The organism is Methylomonas methanica (assembly GCF_001644035.1).
GTDB classification, from domain to species: domain Bacteria; phylum Pseudomonadota; class Gammaproteobacteria; order Methylococcales; family Methylomonadaceae; genus Methylomonas; species Methylomonas methanica_A.
The window spans coordinates 1-14,286 of sequence record NZ_LUUG01000054.1; the positions used below are offsets into that span (position 1 = coordinate 1).

The following is a 14,286-nucleotide window of genomic DNA, read 5'->3' on the forward strand; positions in this document are numbered from 1 at the left end:
TGCCGCGCCGAGCACCGGAGCTTTTGAACGGAATAGCCCGAAGGGGTGCGGCAGGGATGCCGCACGTTGCCGAAGGGGCAGGAAGCCCCTTTCGGCAACCCCGTTCAAAAGCGAGGAGCGCAGGGAAAAAGCGGCATCCGGGTGTCTTTTCTTTTGGATACTTTTCTTTGGACAAGCAAAGAAAAGTATCGCGGTTGTCGGTCCGCGAACCGACATTAAATTAAGCCGTCGCGGTAGCGACACAAAAAAGATTTAATGCTGGGTTTCACTTTGTTCTACCCAGCCTACATTTTAAAAACTTAGGTAAAAAACGTATGCTCAGCATAAAAAATCTCCACGTAACCATCAACGACAAGCCCATATTAAAAGGCCTAACCCTGGACATAAACCCAGGCGAAGTCCACGCCATCATGGGCCCCAACGGCGCCGGCAAGAGTACCTTGTCGCACGTGTTGTCCGGCAAAGCCGGTTACACGGTCACCGAAGGCAGTGTGACCTATAACGGCAAAGACTTGCTGGAATTGGCTCCGGAAATCCGCGCCCGAGAAGGGGTGTTTCTGGCGTTTCAATATCCGGTGGAAATCCCCGGTGTCAGCAATATCTATCTTTTGAAAGCCGCATTGAATGCGATGCGCAAGCATCAAGGTCTGCCGGAAGTGGATGCGATGGATTTTCTGACGATTGTTAAAAGCAAGGTCAAGCTGTTGCAGATGGACGAAAAGTTTTTGTACCGAGCGGTTAACGAAGGCTTTTCCGGAGGCGAGAAAAAACGTAACGAGATTTTGCAGGCGGCGATATTGGAACCCAAGTTATGTATTCTCGACGAAACCGATTCCGGTTTGGACATCGACGCGTTGCGTATCGTTTCCGAAGGCGTGAATTCCTTGCGTAACGCCGAGCGCTCGTTTTTGATGATTACCCATTACCAACGTCTGCTGGACTATATCAAGCCTGATGTGGTGCACGTGTTGGCCGACGGCAAGATTGTTAAATCCGGTGGACCGGAATTGGCATTGGAGCTGGAAGAACGCGGTTATAGCTGGCTGGAAGGGCAAGCGGCATGAGCGGCGCGGCGTATTTAACAGACTATTCCGGCTTGGCGGCGAGTTTGCCGGGGCTGGATTTGCCTTGGCTACAAGGCTTCAGACAGCAGGCCCTACAGGCGTTTGGTGTCAGCGGCTTTCCGGGCAACCGCGAAGAAGAGTGGCGGTATACCAATCTGTCGGCACTGAATAAAACCCTGTTTGCTCCCAGCGGTAGTCAAATTGTTGATGAGGACTGGTTGAATCAATACCGCTTGGACGATGCAGCGAGTGTGGTATTCGTCAACGGACTGTTTTCGCCCTCCTTGTCTCGGCTGCAAGATTTGTCAGACAAAGTGTCTGTTTCCTGTGTGAAACAGGCTTTGCAAGATAAGCCAGCGTGGCTGGAAAGTCGTTTGGGACAAGCTGTGACCAGTGCTGAACATAATCTGGTGGCGTTCAATAATGCCTGGTTCGCCGACGGTGTGGTGATCGAAGTGGCGGCTAAGCAGCAATTGGAAAAGCCTCTGCAGATTCTGCACGTGGTTACCCAAGCCGATGCGCTGGCAGCAACCCGGAATTTGTTTGTCCTGAATGAGCAAGCCGAAGCGGAAATTATCGAAACCTATGTCGGCAGCATCGATAGCTATTTCACTGCATCGGTCAATGAATGTCTGTTGGCTAACAATGCGGGTTTGACGCTTTATAAAGTGCAGCTTGAAGCGGAAAAGGCTCAGCATTTTGGCGGTACCTACGTAAAACAGGCGCGAGATAGTCGCTTTAACCATCACAATTTTGCCTTGGGCAGCGGGCTGGCGCGCAGCGATATTCACAGCGATCTGGATACGGCGGCGGAATGTTCTCTCAACGGTTTGTTTGTGGCGAGCAAGCGCCAACATATCGACAATCACACCCGCATCAACCATCTTAAACCGCACGGCATCAGCCGCGAGTTTTATAAAGGTGTGCTTGATAATAAGGCGCGCGGGGTATTTCAAGGTCGGGTGGTCGTGGCAGAGGATGCTCAGCAAACCGATTCGGAAATGAATAACCGCAACCTGCTGTTATCGGCGGATGCCGAAGTGGACACCAAACCGCAGTTGGAGATTTATGCCGACGATGTGAAATGTTCGCATGGCGTCACGGTGGGGCAGTTGGAGGAAAAATCGGTGTTTTATCTGCAATCGCGCGGGCTTGATGAAGAGGCGGCCAGAAACATTCTGACGTTTGCGTTTGCCAATGAGATGGTGGATAAGGTCGAGAACGCCGAATTAAAGGCCTTACTGCTGAAAGAGTTATTGGAGCGGTTTCCGGCGATCAGTTTATAAGATCGAAGCGACAGAGATTTGAAGCTCCGGTAAGACTACTAGAGCGATGCTATCGGCTGTTGCCAGCACCGATTTTTCCAGATAGTCGCCGTCCTGGGGTTGTCGATAAACTTCCAGGCAGTTGTCGATCAGGTTGACGATCCAATATTCGGGGATGTTGTGACTGGCGTAGAGGCGTAGTTTTTGGGTGCGGTCGAAGCGCAGGGTGCTGTCGGAAATTTCGATCAACAACAGAGTATCGATGGCAGTTGGGTGGCGGCTACTATAGAAGTTGGGCTCCGGACGCAACAACGCAAAATCCGGCTCCGGCTCGGATAAGTCGCCGAGTTGCACAGGGCTTTGAATGCTGACTACGGCATTGTCACCAACTAGAAAAGTAAACACCGTACTGATGCGCCGTAGATGTCCGGCATGATTAAATCCTATCGGCGCCATGTGTAAGATTTCTCCTTCGATGAGTTCCATACGGGTTTCCGGCGGGAAAATCCCGGCTTCGCCCATGCGGTGCCACTCGGCGATGTCAGTAAGGTGTTTTTGCGGAAAGACAGCGACCATAGTTTTATCCATTTATCGAATCGACTATCTCGATTCTAGTGTTTAGTAACGACGAAATCAATTAAACCAAACAGTTAGCGATGAGCATATTTCCAATCGAACAAATCCGCGCCGATTTTCCAATCCTCGGCGAAACAATCCGTAACAAGCCTTTGGTTTATTTGGATAACGCCGCCAGCTGTCAGAAGCCGCAAGCGGTGATCGACAGCATCGTGTACACCTATAGCCACGAATACGCCAACATCCATCGTGGCGTGCATACCTTAAGCGTGCGGGCTACGGACAAGTTCGAAGGCGCGCGGGAAAAGGTTAGGGCGTTTATCAACGCTGCCAGCACGAAGGAAATTATCTTTGTGCGTGGTGCGACCGAAGCGATCAATCTGGTGGCGCAGAGTTATGGTAAATCGCAACTGCAAGCCTGCGATGAAATTGTCATCAGCGCGATGGAGCATCACGCCAATATCGTGCCTTGGCAAATGCTTTGCCAGCAGATCGGGGCGGTTCTGAAGGTGGCGCCGATGAATCAGCAAGGCGAGTTGCTGTTCGACGAGTTTGAGCAATTGATGAACGCCAAAACCAAGCTAGTGGCTATCACCCAAATGTCCAATGCCCTGGGTACGATCAACCCGGTGGAAAAAATTATTGCTGCCGCCCACGCTAAAGGCATTCCAGTATTGCTGGACGGCGCGCAGGCGATTCCGCATATGGCGGTGGATGTGCAGGCTCTGGATTGCGACTTTTACGTGTTTTCCGGCCACAAGCTGTATGGGCCGTCAGGCACCGGCGTGCTGTATGGCAAGCAGGCATTGTTGGAAGCCATGCCGCCCTACCAAGGCGGCGGCGACATGATTCGGCAGGTCACTTTCGAAAAAACCGAATACGCCGGCCTGCCGCATAAGTTCGAAGCGGGCACCCCGGCCATTGCTGAAATCATCGGCTTGGGCGCGGCGATAGATTACGTCACTACCATTGGTATGGATAAGATCGCCGCTTACGAAGCCGAGTTGCTGGATTATGCCACCCAGCAGGCCGAGCAGATTAAACGTCTCAATATCATAGGGCAAGCGGCGCATAAGGGCGGCATTTTGTCCTTCACACTGGATCGTATCCATCCGCACGATATCGGCACCATGCTGGATAGTTTGGGTATCGCAATTCGCGCCGGCCACCACTGCGCGATGCCGGTGATGGACTTTTACGGCGTACCCGCCACGGCGCGGGCTTCGTTTGCCATGTACAATACCCGCCAAGAAATCGATGTGTTGATGCAAGGCATCAAATCCCTAATAGAGGTGTTCGGCTAATGTTTGAAGATTTACGCGATCTATATCAAGAGGTTATATTCGACCACAACCGCAATCCCCGCAATTTTCGGGTGATGGACAATGCCAATCGCCAAGTGGAAGGTTTCAATCCGTTGTGCGGCGACAGGCTTACTTTGTTTTTGAAAATAGATGATCACGTCATCATCGATGCCAGTTTTCAGGGCTCTGGTTGCGCCATTTCCACGGCGTCGGTGTCTTTAATGACTGAGATCGTCAAGGGCAAAACCGAAGCCGAGGCAGATGCTTTATTTAAACAGTTCCATGAAATGACGACGGGCAAATCCGAAGAAATTAATCTGGAAGCGGTCGGCAAGCTGGCAGTTTTGGCCGGTGTGCGCGAATATCCAGCCAGGGTGAAATGTGCGACGCTGGCTTGGCATACTCTTGACGCGGCGCTGAAAAACGAAGCTCAGTCGATTTCCACCGAGTAATTTATCGCGCGTGACAGGTTTGTCCGAACATGGGGCGGTCGTTTATGCCGATGACTCGATGTTGCCGGCCAGTCGAGCCCTTGCCGAGCGTTTAGGCTGGTCCTTGCTGGCCCTGCAGAGTTTGCGTTCGGAAATGCCGCAAGAGTTCTTCCTGTGTTTCAGGGAGGGTTGTCTGAAGCTATTGGATAGACAGACGCTGAAAAAAGGCGGTTTGGCGGTCGATGTCGATCCGCGTCCCGGCGAGCAACACTCCTATCCAGCCCCCAAAAAAGACTTGTTAGCTCAGGCGATCGGCAAGAAAACCAAAACTGTCATCGATGCCACAACGGGCTGGGCGCAGGACAGCTTGGCTTTGTTTCGCATGGGTTATGACGTGCAGTGCATCGAGAGATCGCCGGTAATGGCCGAATTGATTCGAGATGGCCTTCAGCGTTTGGCGCAAAAAGACTGGGTGCAGAGCCGGCAATTGCAACCGCCCGCTCTAATGGTGGGTAACGCAATTGAGCTGTTGGCCAGTTTGCCTGATGCGCCGGATTGCATTTACCTGGACCCCATGTTTCCTCCCAAACGTAAGCAAACCGCAGCGACGCGCAAATCAATGGCTATCCTCCGCGAAATCTTGGGCGACGACCTGGACAGAGCCGATCTGTTTCAGGCGGCATGGCAGGCGACGGGGAAGCGCGTAGTAGTCAAAAGCCCCGATTATGCGGAGCCGCTGGGCGGCAAACCCAGCGAAAGCTATCAGGGCAAATTGCTCCGATACGATGTTTATCTGAAATAAATTGGCAGAAAACTTAAACCCAAACGAGGCAGATATGAGCGATTGGATTGATGTGGTAGCCGAATCGGCACTGGCAAATGGCGAACATGTGTTGGTTGATGTCGACGGTACCGATGTGGCAATTTTTAAAATCGATGATCAACTTTATGCGATAGAAGACGTGTGCACCCATGACGGTGCTGAAATCGCTAGCGGCGAGCTGGATGGCGATGAAATTGTCTGTCCGCGGCATGGCGCGCGCTTTTGCGTTAAAACCGGCGCCGTCAAATGCGCGCCGGCTTATGAAGATGTTGCCACCTTTCCGGTACGGATCGTCGACGGCAGAATTCAAGTAGCCGACCCAAATTAACCTGCGTGACTAGCGCAAGATAAACGGCGAAAAATCTCAGTCGGCGTTAGAATCGCCGCTCATTTGCTTAAACCGTACCCACTTTCCGCATAATCATGGAACATTTGATCTGGAATATTGACCCCATTCTTGTCGATTTCGGCTTTCTGAAAATTCGCTGGTACGGCTTGATGTTCGCATCCGGCTTTGTCGGCAGTTTTTTGACCATGCAATGGATTTACCAGCGCGAAGGCAAGAACATCGAAGAACTGGACACCCTGCTTTGGTATATGGTCATCGCGACCATTGTCGGTGCCCGTCTGGGGCATACCCTGCTTTACGATCCTGCCTATTATTTATCGCACCCCTTAAAGATCTTGGCGGTCTGGGAGGGCGGCTTGGCCAGCCATGGCGCGACGCTGGGTATCATCCTGGCCCTGTATTTGTATAGGCGCAAATACGGCGATAGCTATTTCTGGTTGTTGGATAGAGTCAGTATTCCGACCGCGCTGGCCGGCGCGCTAATCCGCATCGGCAATTTCTTTAATTCCGAGATTCTTGGGGTTCCCTCCGAACAACCGTGGGCCGTGGTGTTTTCGCGGATAGATCCACTGCCGCGTCACCCCGTACAGCTTTATGAAGCCGCTTGTTACCTGATGATTTATCTGATTTCACTGGCGATCTATAAAAAGCAGGCCGATAAGCCAGGCTTTGTGTTCGGTTGTTTCATCAGCATGTTGTTCACTGTGCGTTTTTTCCTGGAATACTTCAAAACCGAGCAAGCTATGTACGATACCGGTGTGATGTTTACCACCGGCCAGTTGCTCAGCGTGCCGTTTGTGCTGGCGGGCATTGCTTGCATCGTCTGGTCTTTAAAAAACCGTCAGCCCAACCCGGTGGCGTAATCGTTTATAATCCACGGTTTTTTGAATGCGCCGGGCATAGCTCGGCGTTTCGTGCCCCGTGTGGGTATTGGCTTGGGTTTTGAGGTTCATGCAAGAAATTAATCCGATTAAATACAAGATAGCCGACCTGCGCGAGCGAAGTGCGGGCCTGAAAAGTTATCTTGATTTCGACAGCAAAAGCGAGCGCCTGGTGGAAGTGTTGCGCGAGTTGGAAGATCCGGCTATCTGGAATAAACCGGAGCAAGCGCAAGCCATGGGTAAGGAGCGGGCTATGTTGGAAGGCATCGTCAACACTATCCTGGAATTGGAACAAGGTTTATCCGACGCCGAAGAGCTGCTGTTGATGGCGGTGGAAGAAAACGACGAAGAAACCGTCGATACCGTGGCCGCCGATCTTGAAGAGTATGAAAAGAAAGTAGCTGCGTTGGAGTTTCAACGGATGTTCTCCGGCGAGATGGACGCCAACAACGCGTTCCTGGATGTCCAATCCGGTTCCGGTGGTACCGAGGCGCAAGACTGGGCATCAATGATCGAACGGATGTATCTGCGTTGGGGCGAAGCCAAAGGCTTTAAAACCGAGTTAATCGAAGAATCGCCAGGTGACGTGGCCGGCATCAAGAGTGCGACTATCAAATTCGAAGGCCCCTATGCCTTTGGTTGGCTGCGTACCGAAACCGGGGTGCATCGTTTGGTCAGAAAATCGCCATTCGATTCCGGTAACCGCCGACATACCTCGTTTGCATCGGTATTCGTATCACCGGAAATCGACGATGACATCGAAGTGGATATCAATCCGGCAGATTTGCGCATCGACGTTTACCGGGCCAGCGGTGCCGGTGGTCAGCACGTCAACCGGACCGAATCGGCCGTGCGGATTACGCATGGTCCCAGCGGCATTGTGACCCAGTGCCAGAGCGATAGGTCTCAGCATAAAAACAAAGACACGGCGATGAAACAGCTCAAAGCCAAGCTCTATGAGATGGAAATGCTGAAACGTAGCGAAGGCTTGCAGGCGATAGAAGATTCCAAGTCCGACATCGGTTGGGGCAGCCAGATTCGCTCCTACGTGTTGGACCAATCCCGAATCAAAGATCTGCGCACCAACGTTGAAACCGGCAATACCCAAGCGGTTTTGGATGGGGCGCTGGATCAGTTTATTGAGGCTAGTTTGAAGAGCGGGTTGTAAATTTCGCAGTATTGGCAAGAGCCAGTGAGGTCGACATGAAAAATTTTGATCGCATTACTTTCAACCCTGCTGTGATGGGTGGCAAGCCCTGTTTACGCGGGCTTAGGGTTACAGTAGGTACCGTTGTAGGACTGATTGCGAGTGGCTATACATTTGCAGACGTCCTTGATTTATACCCTTATTTAGAAGCGGACGATATAACCGAAGCGTTACGTTATGCAGCTTGGCGATCCGAAGAAGTTGAGCTGCCGCTTGTGGCGGCATGAAAATCTTATTGGATATGAATCTTTCGCCTGCCTGGGCACCACTGCTGGTGGAGGCTGGATTCGACGCAGTGCACTGGATTGAAGTGGGAGCTGTTGATGCTTTGGATGCGGAAATATTTGACTGGGCCCGCGCTCGGAATGCTATCGTTTTTACGCACGACCTTGATTTTGGCACTTTACTGGCACTGACGAATGCGGAATCGCCCAGTGTTTTTCAGATACGCACTCATGATGTTTCACCTTCTGTGCTCGGTCCGAGAGCTATTTGCTTGTTGCGCCGATTTGAAAGAGAGCTAAGTGAAGGAGCTCTCATCGTTGCCGATGAACTGCGCGAGAGGGTGCGTCTATTGCCATTATCGAGATAGTTATTGTCGTCAATGGGCATCTGGATGCAGCCCTCATCAAACCTAATTCCATAAACCTTATCCACATTTGATTTTATCGATTACCAAAATGTCAGAACTCGAACACGACGAACAAGAACAGATCAAACAACGCCGCGAAAAACTTAACGCCTTGCGTGAGGAAGGCATCGCATTCCCAACTGATTTTCGGCGCAATGTGGTAGCCGGTGAATTGCTGGCCGAATACGGCGAGAAAACCGAGGAAGAGCTGTTGGCAGAGCCGATTCGGGTGAAAATCGCCGGGCGGATGATGACGCGTCGCATCATGGGTAAGGCCAGCTTTTGTCATTTGCAAGACATGTCCGGGCAGATTCAGGTTTATGTCGCGCGGGATAATCTGCCGGAAGGAGTCTACAACGATCAGTTCAAGAAATGGGATATTGGCGACATTGTCGGAGCCGAAGGTACTTTGTTTAAAACCAAGGTCGGCGAGCTGAGCGTTAGGCTGGACGATATTCGCTTACTGACCAAAGCCCTGCGGCCCTTGCCGGAAAAGTTTCATGGCATTGCCGATCAGGAGATCAAATATCGCCAGCGCTATTTGGATTTGATCATGAGCGACGAGACGCGCCAGACGTTCCTGATGCGTTCGAAGATCGTTAATTACATTCGCGAATTTTTGATCGCCCGCGACTTTCTGGAAGTGGAAACACCGATGATGCAAGTCATCCCCGGTGGCGCGACCGCTCGGCCGTTTACTACTTTTCACAATGCGTTGGATATGGAACTGTATTTGCGCATTGCGCCTGAGCTGTATCTGAAACGCTTGGTCGTAGGTGGTTTCGAGCGAGTGTTCGAGATCAACCGCAATTTCCGCAATGAAGGTTTGTCCACTCGGCATAATCCCGAGTTCACGATGATGGAGTTCTACCAAGCCTACGCCGAATACGGCGATTTGATGGATCTGACCGAAGCGATGCTGAAAGGCATAGCCGAAGATGTGGTGGGTAGCTCGGTGATCGAATATCAAGGGGATCAGTACGATTTCGGGAAGCCGTTCGCGCGGATGACAGTGTTGGAATCGATCCTGCATTTCAACCCGGACTTGACGTTGGCGGACCTGACGACTCGCGAAGCGGCGGTGAAAGTCGCCGAGAAGCTGAAAATTCCGGTCAAAGACAGTTACGGTTTGGGCAAAGTGCAAATCGAGATTTTCGAAAAAACCGTCGAACATCGCTTGATGAACCCGACTTTCATCACCGCCTATCCTGTGGAAGTCTCACCACTAGCCCGACGCAACGACAACGATCCTCATGTGACCGACCGTTTCGAATTCTTCGTCGGCGGCCGCGAGATTGCCAATGGCTTTACCGAGTTGAACGATGCCGAGGACCAAGCCGAGCGCTTCCAGAAACAGGTAGAAGAAAAGGAAGCCGGCGACAACGAGGCCATGCATTTCGATGCCGATTACATCACCGCGCTGGAGCACGGTATGCCACCGACCGCAGGGGAGGGCATCGGTATCGACCGTTTGGTGATGCTGTTCACCAACTCGCCAAGTATTCGCGATGTGTTGCTATTCCCGCATATGCGTCCTAAAAACTGATTGCACAATCAGACATCTATGCTGTGTTATCGCTATTGGATCTAAGAGAAAATTATGAGCGTTGAAGCCAAACAATTTAAAAATGCCCTTAAATTATGGGCCAGCGGCGTAACGGTGGTTACGACTCAGGGCCGTGACAATCAGCCCAGAGGCATGACTGCGACCGCGTTTAGCAGCGTGTCCTTGGATCCGCCGCAAATTTTGGTGTGTTTGAATCAAGCGACCGATACCGGCGCCGCCTTGCTGGAAAGCCGCCGCTTTGCAGTCAATATTCTTAATAGCGCGCAAGAAGACGTATCCAATCAATTTGCCGGTAGTACCACCCAAGAACAGCGCTTTGCCAGTATCGCCTGGCAAGCGGGTGACAACGGGGCGCCGATTTTGAGCGAAGCGCTGGCGGCACTGGAATGTCGGGTAGTGCAACAAGTTCAGGCCGGTAGCCATTGGGTGATTATTGGTGAAGTCGATAGTGTGGTGTGCCGGGAAGGTGATCCATTGCTGTATTACCATTCCGCTTATCGTACGGTTGCTACACAAGGCTAAAGATTTACTGTCGTTAGCTATGTCTATACGCTCCGACAATTGTTGTATTTGCTACAAATGCCGCATGAACTTTAGGTGAATAGCTGCCATTTTTGGTGGCACCTTTTTTGTAATACCTTGAACTACAAAAGAAATAACGGCTTTTAAAAAAATGGCCGTTATTTTGCTTAGATAACTTTGAGTTTTATCCAACCTTCAGAGTTATCACGGAGTTATCAATGTCAATTAAGGTCATCAAAGAATTTTCTGAAAAAGCCAAAGGCGATGAGGGGCTGAAAGAAAAACTGAAAGCCTGCGTCAAAATTAAGGAAATGCTGCTATTGGCTAAGGAAAGCGGGTTTGAAATTGAGGAGGATGAACTGTATCCACCTAACGAACCACAATTTGTTGAAGAGCAGCTTTCAGAAAAACTTGCTAAAGCTCTACTAAGAGTTTAACGACTGAGTGCCATCCTGCCCTAGGCGGGATGGCCGCCAGTTATCGGCATAGCGTAAAACGGTAGCCGGTAAATTCTAAAAACGACTCGACAACGGTAAACTACGCGTTTGCTGCTATCGAGGAGTTTTCAAACATGTTCAATGCTGTCAATAGTCCCCGACTGATGGGGATACTCAACGTCACTCCCGATAGTTTTTCTGATGGCGGTAAATTCACCGGTGTGGCGGCAGCAATAGCACAAGCTGAGAAAATGATAGCCGAGGGTGCCGATATTATCGATGTCGGCGGCGAGTCGACTCGGCCCGGTTCCGATCCCGTTGCCGCGGACGAGCAAATTCGCCGAGTGGTGCCGGTGATTACTGCGATCCGTACGAGCTATCCCCAAATTCAGATCAGCATAGATACCACTTTAAGCCAAGTTGCTTCAGCAGCGGTGGCGGCGGGGGCGAGTATCATCAACGATGTCTCGGCCGGCCTGGGCGATCCCAAGATGTTGGCTTTTGCGGCAACAGCCCATGTTCCAATTATCTTGATGCATATGCAGGGTACTCCGAAAACCATGCAGGATCAGCCGCATTACGACGATGTGCTGGCCGATGTAATCGCCGCTTTGCAACAACGTATTGCCGAAGCGTTGGCGACGGGCGTGTTGCCGGAAAATATCGCGATAGATCCCGGTATTGGTTTTGGCAAAGGTAAGCAAGACAATATCGATCTTTTGGCGCATTTGCGAAGCTTTGTTGAGTTGGGTTACCCGGTGTTGCTGGGTACCAGCCGTAAGCGCTTCATGGGTAGTATTTGCAATGTCAGCGAACCGGCCGAATTGGTCACTGCGACCGCGGTGACCACTGCGTTGGGGGTAATGGTGGGGGTGCAGATGTTTCGGGTTCATGATGTCAAAGCCAATCGCCAGGCTGCGGATGTGGCTTGGGCCATCAAGCAAGCGCAGTGACCGATCTACATCCGCGTCTGCAGGTGTTGCAGTCGAAATTGGCTGCATCGCCGCTGACCAGGATTAACGATCCGGAGTTAACCGACCGGCAGTTGGAATTGTGGATCAAGCGCGACGACTTGCTGCATCCGATTATCTCCGGCAATAAATGGCGCAAGCTCAAATACATCCTCAATCATGCCTTACACTGTGGCGCCGACAGCGTCGTCAGCATGGGCGGCGCCTATTCCAATCATCTACATGCCCTGGCTTATACCGGTAAAGCCTTGGGGCTGAAAACCATAGGCTATATTCGCGGCGAGCGGCCCGCGCAACTGAATGCCACGCTGCATGATCTGCTTGATTGGGGAATGGAACTGCGCTTTGTGACGCGTAGCGACTACCGGCAATTACGTGATTACCAAGATCACGATAGCTTACCCAAATTTCGGTCCGGTCAATTTTGGTTGCCGGAAGGCGGGGCCACGGAGCTGGCTTTGCAAGGCGTTGCCGAACTGGTCGATGAAATCGAAATCGATTTCGATATCTTGGCCGTGGCTTGCGGTACCGGCACCACCCTGGCAGGTTTGTTGGCATCACCGCTAACTCAAACCGCTCTCGGCGTGGCGGCGCTGAAAGGTGGCGACTTTCTAATCGACGATGTCGAACAATTGCTGAGTAAACAGGGAATGACCAGTCAGGCTGACTGGCGAATTTTAGTGGATTACCATTTCGGCGGATTCGCCAAAACGACGCCGGCATTGCTGGCGTTTATGCAGGATTTTCAGCAGCGGCACGGCATCGAACTGGAGCCTATCTATACCGGAAAATTGCTGTTTGCGATCTACGATTTAATCCGGCAGGACTATTTCCCCGCCGGGCAGAGGATAGTGGCGATACACACAGGGGGTTTACAAGGAAAGCGTAATTAATGCGCCTAACGTTTTACCGGTTAAAAATCAGATAGATATTGAGTCAGCACTCAAAATAGTGATAATAGCCGCTGCCTAAAAAATAATAAAAAGGTGGCATCATGGTTGCGCAGATCATTTCATTCCCCGAACAAAAAAGTAGCAATAAACTGGCGGTGTCTTTCCGCTTTTTACTGAGTTTGTACGCCATTGTGCCGCTGTGTCTATTGATACTGTGGCTGGATAGCTTAGGTTTCGATCACGCCCTTAGGGATATGCTGCCCAGCAGTCCCAGTCATTTTTTACTATTTCAGATCCTGTTCGGTACCCCGCATATCATCGCCAGCAGTCTGTTGTTGGTCAGTCACCATGACTATCTACAAGCCTTTAAATACAAATTAATCGCCATGACCTTATTCATCATGGTTTTTTTCGGCATCGGTAGTCTGTTTATTCCTTATCGAGCGCTTTACATCATCACCGCCTGCTGGACGGTATATCACGTCTTGAAGCAACAGCACGGCATCGCCAAGGCAGTGTGTCGCTTGCCAAATTGGGCGTTTTATTTGCAATTGTGGCTCAGCGTCAGCGCCGGGATTTTTATCTACATGGGGATATTTCTAAAAAATAGCCTGGAGCCGGAGCAAGCGGTGTTAGTGTTGCAGGTTGCTAGCGTGCTGACCGTGGGTTTATTGCTTAGCACTTTGGTATGTCAACGCTATGTGCCCAGTCGCTTTGGGCTGTATTTTCTGTGGGCTAACACTTTGCTGGTCGTCAGCAGTTGGTATGTTTACAGCCAGCAGTATTATTTTCTGGCGATCTTGATGCCGCGCTTGGTGCACGACATTACCGCTTACAGCTTTTACGTGACTCACGATGTGAATCGCCACGGCGAACAGCCGCAGAATAGTCTGTTTCGAGCGGCCACTGTGTTTCGATTACCTATTTGGCTAGTGTTGCCGCTGCTATCGTTTGTTTTGACCTATCTATTGCAGGCTTATGGCGATGATCTGGTGAATTTATTGCTGCAAACCCTGTTTTCCACACAAATTTATAAAGCCGTAACCTTGGGTTTTCTCGGTTATTTGGCCCTGATGCATTACTACACCGAGGCCTTCGTGTGGGCCGCCGGCTCGCCGCTAAGGCGCTATATTCGCTTTAGCGGCGTCTAATGGCCTAATGCGGAAGCGTGTAACCCAGTTTAATGGTGACCTGCCAATGCGCCACTTTACCGCCGTCGATATGGCCGCGGGTTTCCACCACTTCAAGCCAACGCATATTCTGGATAGTCTCGCCGGCTTTGGCGACGGCGTTTTCGATGGCTTGCTGGATGCCTAGACTGGATGAGCCGGTAAGTTCGATTTTTTGATAGACATGTTCTGGCAT

Annotated in this window: 19 protein-coding genes; 17 read left to right on the forward strand and 2 right to left on the reverse strand. The window is 51.2% G+C overall.

The features are described from left to right. The 3 genes from A1332_RS25925 to sufD form a co-directional block, all read left to right on the forward strand. Nucleotides 1-256, forward strand: a 256-nt coding sequence (locus A1332_RS25925) for a hypothetical protein (protein ID WP_064007829.1), incomplete at its 5' end; no start/stop codon positions are given. A 58-nt stretch (nt 257-314) separates the two neighbouring features. Continuing rightward, nucleotides 315-1,064, forward strand: coding sequence for a Fe-S cluster assembly ATPase SufC (sufC, locus tag A1332_RS06965; protein ID WP_036277688.1), 750 nt, complete (start codon nt 315-317; stop codon nt 1,062-1,064). After that, entirely contained in the window at nt 1,061-2,350 is a 1,290-nt protein-coding gene (gene sufD / locus A1332_RS06970; RefSeq protein WP_064007830.1) for a Fe-S cluster assembly protein SufD, read from the forward strand. Before sufC ends, sufD begins: the two co-directional genes overlap by 4 nt. Here the strand turns inward: sufD and A1332_RS06975 are convergent. Then, the gene (locus A1332_RS06975) at nt 2,345-2,917 is read right to left on the reverse strand and encodes a Uma2 family endonuclease (RefSeq protein ID WP_231890232.1); all 573 of its coding nucleotides are present in this window, start codon (nt 2,915-2,917) and stop codon (nt 2,345-2,347) included. The two genes, sufD and A1332_RS06975, sit on opposite strands and share 6 nt — an antisense overlap. 68 nt (nt 2,918-2,985) lie before the next feature. Here A1332_RS06975 and A1332_RS06980 point away from each other — a divergent pair, with 68 nt between their 5' ends. The 14 genes from A1332_RS06980 to A1332_RS07045 all read left to right on the forward strand — a co-directional run bounded on the left by A1332_RS06980 (nt 2,986) and on the right by A1332_RS07045 (nt 14,072). Further along, nucleotides 2,986-4,209, forward strand: coding sequence for a cysteine desulfurase (locus A1332_RS06980; RefSeq protein ID WP_064007831.1), 1,224 nt, complete (start codon nt 2,986-2,988; stop codon nt 4,207-4,209). Further along, complete coding sequence (gene sufU, locus A1332_RS06985; protein ID WP_064007832.1) at nt 4,209-4,661, forward strand: Fe-S cluster assembly sulfur transfer protein SufU; 453 nt, start codon at nt 4,209-4,211, stop codon at nt 4,659-4,661. The genes A1332_RS06980 and sufU overlap by 1 nt, the downstream gene beginning before the upstream one ends. Before the next feature lie 58 nt (nt 4,662-4,719). Beyond that, on the forward strand, nt 4,720-5,442 hold the full coding sequence (locus tag A1332_RS06990) for a class I SAM-dependent methyltransferase (RefSeq protein WP_064007833.1): 723 nt from the start codon (nt 4,720-4,722) through the stop codon (nt 5,440-5,442). Nucleotides 5,443-5,476: 34 nt separating this feature from the next. Further along, nucleotides 5,477-5,791, forward strand: a complete 315-nt coding sequence (locus A1332_RS06995; protein WP_064007834.1) for a non-heme iron oxygenase ferredoxin subunit — start codon at nt 5,477-5,479, stop codon at nt 5,789-5,791. Nucleotides 5,792-5,886: 95 nt separating this feature from the next. Next, on the forward strand, nt 5,887-6,675 hold the full coding sequence (gene lgt / locus A1332_RS07000) for a prolipoprotein diacylglyceryl transferase (RefSeq protein ID WP_064007835.1): 789 nt from the start codon (nt 5,887-5,889) through the stop codon (nt 6,673-6,675). 88 nt (nt 6,676-6,763) lie between these two features. Next, nucleotides 6,764-7,861 (forward strand): peptide chain release factor 2, encoded by a 1,098-nt coding sequence (gene prfB, locus A1332_RS07005; protein WP_036277670.1) that lies wholly within the window; start codon nt 6,764-6,766, stop codon nt 7,859-7,861. A gap of 35 nt (nt 7,862-7,896) precedes the next feature. Further along, nucleotides 7,897-8,127 (forward strand): DUF433 domain-containing protein, encoded by a 231-nt coding sequence (locus A1332_RS07010; protein ID WP_064007836.1) that lies wholly within the window; start codon nt 7,897-7,899, stop codon nt 8,125-8,127. Further along, a complete protein-coding gene (locus A1332_RS07015; RefSeq protein WP_064007837.1) occupies nt 8,124-8,492 on the forward strand; it encodes a DUF5615 family PIN-like protein in 369 nt (122 codons plus the stop codon). The genes A1332_RS07010 and A1332_RS07015 overlap by 4 nt, the downstream gene beginning before the upstream one ends. 88 nt (nt 8,493-8,580) lie before the next feature. Continuing rightward, nucleotides 8,581-10,077 (forward strand): lysine--tRNA ligase, encoded by a 1,497-nt coding sequence (lysS, locus tag A1332_RS07020; RefSeq protein ID WP_064007838.1) that lies wholly within the window; start codon nt 8,581-8,583, stop codon nt 10,075-10,077. A gap of 54 nt (nt 10,078-10,131) precedes the next feature. Next, nucleotides 10,132-10,620 (forward strand): flavin reductase family protein, encoded by a 489-nt coding sequence (locus tag A1332_RS07025; protein ID WP_064007839.1) that lies wholly within the window; start codon nt 10,132-10,134, stop codon nt 10,618-10,620. Nucleotides 10,621-10,838: 218 nt separating this feature from the next. Beyond that, complete coding sequence (locus A1332_RS07030) at nt 10,839-11,057, forward strand: Nif11-like leader peptide family natural product precursor (protein ID WP_020482391.1); 219 nt, start codon at nt 10,839-10,841, stop codon at nt 11,055-11,057. A 134-nt stretch (nt 11,058-11,191) separates the two neighbouring features. Beyond that, on the forward strand, nt 11,192-12,010 hold the full coding sequence (gene folP / locus A1332_RS07035; protein ID WP_064007840.1) for a dihydropteroate synthase: 819 nt from the start codon (nt 11,192-11,194) through the stop codon (nt 12,008-12,010). Next, entirely contained in the window at nt 12,007-12,921 is a 915-nt protein-coding gene (locus A1332_RS07040) for a 1-aminocyclopropane-1-carboxylate deaminase/D-cysteine desulfhydrase (RefSeq protein ID WP_064007841.1), read from the forward strand. The genes folP and A1332_RS07040 overlap by 4 nt, the downstream gene beginning before the upstream one ends. A gap of 101 nt (nt 12,922-13,022) precedes the next feature. Beyond that, nucleotides 13,023-14,072: a hypothetical protein gene (locus A1332_RS07045; RefSeq protein ID WP_064007842.1), complete on the forward strand. Its 1,050-nt coding sequence runs from the start codon at nt 13,023-13,025 to the stop codon at nt 14,070-14,072. A gap of 4 nt (nt 14,073-14,076) precedes the next feature. Here A1332_RS07045 and A1332_RS07050 read toward each other — a convergent pair whose 3' ends face one another. Further along, entirely contained in the window at nt 14,077-14,286 is a 210-nt protein-coding gene (locus A1332_RS07050; protein WP_064007843.1) for a dodecin, read from the reverse strand.

Bases quoted from the DNA above. Each gene is read 5' to 3' on its own strand.
- sufC (WP_036277688.1), top strand. From the start codon at position 315: ATGCTCAGCATAAAAAATCTCCACGTAACCATCAACGACAAGCCCATA.
- sufD (WP_064007830.1), top strand. From the start codon at position 1,061: ATGAGCGGCGCGGCGTATTTAACAGACTATTCCGGCTTGGCGGCGAGT.
- A1332_RS06975 (WP_231890232.1), bottom strand. From the start codon at position 2,917: ATGGATAAAACTATGGTCGCTGTCTTTCCGCAAAAACACCTTACTGAC.
- A1332_RS06980 (WP_064007831.1), top strand. From the start codon at position 2,986: ATGAGCATATTTCCAATCGAACAAATCCGCGCCGATTTTCCAATCCTC.
- sufU (WP_064007832.1), top strand. From the start codon at position 4,209: ATGTTTGAAGATTTACGCGATCTATATCAAGAGGTTATATTCGACCAC.
- A1332_RS06990 (WP_064007833.1), top strand. From the start codon at position 4,720: ATGTTGCCGGCCAGTCGAGCCCTTGCCGAGCGTTTAGGCTGGTCCTTG.
- A1332_RS06995 (WP_064007834.1), top strand. From the start codon at position 5,477: ATGAGCGATTGGATTGATGTGGTAGCCGAATCGGCACTGGCAAATGGC.
- lgt (WP_064007835.1), top strand. From the start codon at position 5,887: ATGGAACATTTGATCTGGAATATTGACCCCATTCTTGTCGATTTCGGC.
- prfB (WP_036277670.1), top strand. From the start codon at position 6,764: ATGCAAGAAATTAATCCGATTAAATACAAGATAGCCGACCTGCGCGAG.
- A1332_RS07010 (WP_064007836.1), top strand. From the start codon at position 7,897: ATGAAAAATTTTGATCGCATTACTTTCAACCCTGCTGTGATGGGTGGC.
- A1332_RS07015 (WP_064007837.1), top strand. From the start codon at position 8,124: ATGAAAATCTTATTGGATATGAATCTTTCGCCTGCCTGGGCACCACTG.
- lysS (WP_064007838.1), top strand. From the start codon at position 8,581: ATGTCAGAACTCGAACACGACGAACAAGAACAGATCAAACAACGCCGC.
- A1332_RS07025 (WP_064007839.1), top strand. From the start codon at position 10,132: ATGAGCGTTGAAGCCAAACAATTTAAAAATGCCCTTAAATTATGGGCC.
- A1332_RS07030 (WP_020482391.1), top strand. From the start codon at position 10,839: ATGTCAATTAAGGTCATCAAAGAATTTTCTGAAAAAGCCAAAGGCGAT.
- folP (WP_064007840.1), top strand. From the start codon at position 11,192: ATGTTCAATGCTGTCAATAGTCCCCGACTGATGGGGATACTCAACGTC.
- A1332_RS07045 (WP_064007842.1), top strand. From the start codon at position 13,023: ATGGTTGCGCAGATCATTTCATTCCCCGAACAAAAAAGTAGCAATAAA.
- A1332_RS07050 (WP_064007843.1), bottom strand. From the start codon at position 14,286: ATGCCAGAACATGTCTATCAAAAAATCGAACTTACCGGCTCATCCAGT.